Origin of the sequence: Microcystis sp. M53602_WE12 (assembly GCF_030065455.1) — a bacterium.
GTDB classification, from domain to species: Bacteria; Cyanobacteriota; Cyanobacteriia; order Cyanobacteriales; family Microcystaceae; genus Microcystis; species Microcystis aeruginosa.
The window spans coordinates 1-3,714 of the sequence record NZ_JASJFB010000750.1 but is presented as its reverse complement, the minus strand read 5'-3'; the positions used below and the strand labels follow the sequence as shown (position 1 = coordinate 3,714).

Below are 3,714 nucleotides of genomic sequence, written 5' to 3'. Positions count from 1 at the left end.
TCAGTAAGGGTGTCAACAAGGAATATTACAAATTGTTAACCGAGTCTTGAAAGCCTTGTGCTACAAAGGTTTGAAATGTTAAGAAAGATGTGACTAAAGGACAGCTTGATAAGGGGGGTGTCTGACAACTTTTAACACCTACCTACTTATCTTCTAGATTAATCGATCGCAAGATCCAATCTCGATCGATCCTGAAACCGCCACCAGTGCCTGATCGCAGCCCGAATTAGTCCAGAATCAACTCCCTCCGGGTTGATGGCATCGCAACTTTTAGGCAAAAATAGGGCTTTTACCGCCCAAAAAGCCTATATTTGGGCTATTTACCCGCCAGTTGACCCCTGATTTTTGCAGCCAGTTGACTCTCCTGGGGAACTGGTCACGGTTTCCTGATAGGATAAGGTGACTTGGGATTAACTTATGGTGTTGAAAATATGTCTCTAAAACCTTACATTTCTCGCTTATTAGCTTTGGTTCTCGTCCTGGTCATCGGATTGATGGGTTGTTCTAGTAGTTCGCGGTTAACCGGCAATTATGGACAGGATACCCTGACGGTGATTGAAACTTTAACCACAGCCCTTGATTTAGTCAAAGATGACCCGAATAAAGCGGCAGTTGAGTCGCAAGCAAAGGAACAAATCAACGATTACATCTCCCTCTACCGACGAGATAAAAAATCTGGGGGTTTGCGTTCTTTCACTACTATGCAAACAGCCTTAAACTCTCTAGCTGGTTATTATACCGCCTACGGTTCCCGTCCCATCCCCGACAAACTCAAACAACGTTTAAAACAAGAATTTAAACAGGTACAATTCTCTCTCCAGAAAGGAATTTAGATACAGATTAGGGGTTGGGTGTTAGGGTTTTGGGGAGTTGGGGTTTTGGGGTATTAGTTGAAATCCCTCCATCTCCCCACACCCCATACCCCACACCCCACTCCTGTAAAAATCAGACCAAATCCGGTTAGACTAGAAATACAAAGCGTATTATAAAAAACTACAAAATTGATTCAAGACGAAACCCTAGAATTATTGGAATGGCCGCGGCTATGTCAACACCTAGCTACTTTTGCAGCGACTAAACTCGGTGCGATCGCAATTCGTCAATTGCCGTTACCAGAAAGCAAAGAGGAAAGTTTAAACCTACTCTGCCAAACCAAAGAAGTTTATAGCTTAGAACAAAAATTAGATAGTCGTCTTTCCTTTGATGGGATTAGCGACATCGGCGATGCCCTAGAAAGGGCGCATCTGGGGGGTTTATTATCGGGACAGGAACTTTTAAATATTGCCACGACTTTAGCGGGAGTGCGACGTTTACGGCGTTTAATTGACGAACAGGAAGATATACCAGTTTTAAAGGAGTTAGTAGCCGAAATTCGCACCTATCCAGAGATAGAACAGGAAATACACCGTTGTATCGATGAAGATGGCCGCATATCCGATCGCGCTAGTCCCCAATTACGCGAAATTCGGGGACAAATGAAGGTGATTAGAGAGCGAATTTACCGAAAATTGCAGGATATCATGCAAAAACAGGGCGGTGCTATCCAAGAAGCGGTGATTACCCAAAGAAGCGACCGCTGGGTGATTCCCGTCAAAGCAGCGCAAAAAGAGCAAATACCGGGGATAATTCACGATACTTCCAGCACAGGGGCGACTTTTTACATTGAACCTCACTCTATCGTTGACCAAGGCAATCAACTGCGGCAATATCGTCGTCAGGAACAAATCGAAGAAGAAAAAATCCTGCGGCAGTTAAGTAATCTGATCGCCGAAGCCTTTGAGGACTTAGAATATTTACTAGCGATCGCTACTAGGCTCGATCTGGCCACCGCTAGGGCCCGTTACAGTTTATGGTTAGAGGGTAATCCCCCCCACTTTATCGATGGTTCGGAAACGATTACTTTGCGGAATTTGCGTCATCCTTTGCTCTGGTGGCAAAAACACCACGAACAGGGGGGGGAGGTCGTACCAATAAATGTGCAGATTAGCCCAGAAATTCGCGTTGTTGCCATCACCGGACCAAATACCGGCGGAAAAACCGTTACTTTAAAAACCCTCGGATTAGCGGCTTTAATGGCGAAAGCGGGCCTGTTTATTCCAGCGCGGCAACCGGTAGAGATACCCTGGTTCGATCACGTTTTAGCCGATATCGGGGATGAACAGTCTTTGCAACAGAGTTTATCGACTTTTTCGGGTCACATTCGCCGGATTGTTCGCATTTTAGCGGCTTTAAATTCTCGTTCCTTGGTTTTACTCGATGAGGTGGGAGCAGGTACGGATCCGGCTGAGGGAAGTCCTTTAGCGATCGCTATTTTACAATACCTCGCCGATCATAGTTTACTGACAGTGGCTACCACTCACTACGGGGAATTAAAAGCGTTAAAGTATCGAGATTCTCGCTTTGAAAATGCCTCGGTAGAGTTTGATGATCGCACTCTTTCCCCCACTTATCGACTATTATGGGGCATTCCGGGGCGTTCTAATGCTTTAACTATTGCCCAGCGTTTGGGATTAAGTCCCGAAATTGTGGCCGAAGCGAGAAATCATCTGGGGGGGTTATCGGAGGAGATAAATCAAGTAATTGCTGGTTTGGAAGCGCAAAGACGAGAACAGGAGTCAAAAGCTAAGGAAGCTAGTCAATTACTCCAACAAACGGAGAAATTTTATACAGAAGTTTCCACGCGGGCCAATTCTCTACAGGAGAGAGAGCGAGAATTAAAGCGTTATCAGGAGCAGGAGATACAAAAGGCTTTACTATCGGCAAAAGCAGAGATTAATAACGTTATTCGCCAGTTGCAATCAGGAACAAAAACCGGTAGAGATGCCCAAAAAGCCACAGAGGAGTTAACTGCGATCGCAGAAAGGTTATTACCGAAAACGGAAAAAACTAAGGTTAATTATCGTCCGCAAGTGGGGGAAAGGGTGCGCTTGCCCAATTTGGGACAAACTGCCGAAGTTTTAGCAATTTCACCGGAATCAGAGGAGATTTCCCTGCGTTTCGGTATGATGAAGATGACCCTACCCTTAGATCAGATTGAGTCTTTGGATGGTCAAAAAGTGGAAACTGCGCCAAAACCTGCCAAAAATTTGCCCCAAACTCCCACAAAACCCCAGGAGACTCCTTTAATTCGTACTGCTAATAATACTGTCGATATTCGCGGTTCCAGGGTGGCAGAGTCAGAAACGGATATCGAACAGGCGATCACCCGCGCCACCCCATCGGGCATATTATGGATTATTCACGGTAAAGGTACGGGGAAATTGCGTCAAGGTGTTCACGATTTTTTATCCCGTCATCCCCAGATAAAACGCTTTCAATTAGCACCCCCAAATGAGGGAGGTTCGGGGGTAACTATCGCTTATTTAACTTAGGGTTTGCGGCAAAAAGTTTTTTGTCGGGTTAGGAGTCAGCCTTGAATCAGTTATCAGTTATCAGATGTGAGTTTTCAGTTCACTGTTCACTGTTTACTGATCACCGAAAATACTCCCCACTTCCCCACTTCCCCATTCCCCAGGGAGCATCTCATTTATACAAGTGAGTAATTATACTTGTCCCTCAAACTGGTTTCTAGTAAGGGTCTGCTGAAAAAGTTTTTCCTAGGGGCAGGGTGTAGGGTGTGGGGTGTGGGGTGTGGGGTTTTACCCATTTTCATCGGGTAAATTACCTAATTTTCAGGGAAAAAGTCCAGGAATTTTCCCCCCGACCACTCCCATA

General features: G+C 45.4%; 3 protein-coding genes. 2 read left to right on the top strand and 1 reads right to left on the bottom strand.

Annotated features, from left to right (window positions below):
* The first annotated feature begins 431 nt into the window (after window positions 1–431).
* Window positions 432–833: a photosystem II protein Psb27 gene (gene psb27, locus PX482_RS23225; protein WP_043998990.1), complete on the top strand. Its 402-nt coding sequence runs from the start codon at window positions 432–434 to the stop codon at window positions 831–833.
* Between the two features lie 168 nt (window positions 834–1,001).
* Window positions 1,002–3,371, top strand: a complete 2,370-nt coding sequence (locus PX482_RS23220) for an endonuclease MutS2 (protein WP_288123083.1) — start codon at window positions 1,002–1,004, stop codon at window positions 3,369–3,371.
* A 155-nt stretch (window positions 3,372–3,526) separates the two neighbouring features.
* Here PX482_RS23220 and PX482_RS23215 read toward each other — a convergent pair whose 3' ends face one another.
* Entirely contained in the window at window positions 3,527–3,652 is a 126-nt protein-coding gene (locus tag PX482_RS23215) for a hypothetical protein (protein WP_288025600.1), read from the bottom strand.
* Window positions 3,653–3,714 lie beyond the last annotated feature (62 nt).